The organism is Agrobacterium sp. ST15.13.013, from assembly GCF_027956525.1.
GTDB lineage: Bacteria > Pseudomonadota > Alphaproteobacteria > Rhizobiales > Rhizobiaceae > Agrobacterium > Agrobacterium salinitolerans.
Window position 1 is genome coordinate 1 of the sequence record NZ_JAQKGP010000093.1, and the last position, 475, is coordinate 475.

Genomic DNA, 475 nt, shown 5'->3' on the forward strand with positions numbered 1-475 from the left:
CGCAACATATGTTCATGCGGAACGCATGAACATATGATTGCTTTTTTGGATTGGCATGCCTTATCCCGTTCGCTTGTCGCTCACGGGGGACGCCAATCGGCCATACGGCCACCTCTGATATGAGGGACCAGGTGGCCAAAGCAACCTTGTTCATGTTTTCACATGATTGTTGTTTTCGAGAAGCTGGGTGGCATTGCCACTTTTTATCTTAATTACACGTCTTTCTGTGACCTGTCGGTATTCCACCTTAGCTCAACAATGAGCATGGCAGCCATACAGACCAGAGGTCGTCGCGCCCTGTGGCGCGGCCCGTCCGGAGCCCTTCGGGCGTCAGGACAGAAGATGATGTCATCGAACTTTGTTCGATGAACATAATCAATGGGAACGAAGAAGTCGATCGAGCTATTAGTAACGGTAAGCTTCACACATTGCTGTGCTTCCACACCCGTCCTATCGACGTGGTCGTCTTCCACGG

General features: G+C 50.9%; 1 rRNA gene. It reads right to left on the reverse strand.

Features of this window, described 5'->3' with window-relative positions:
* Positions 1 to 384 precede the first annotated feature (384 nt).
* A 23S ribosomal RNA gene (locus PL597_RS26030) occupies positions 385 to 475 on the reverse strand; the annotation flags it as partial.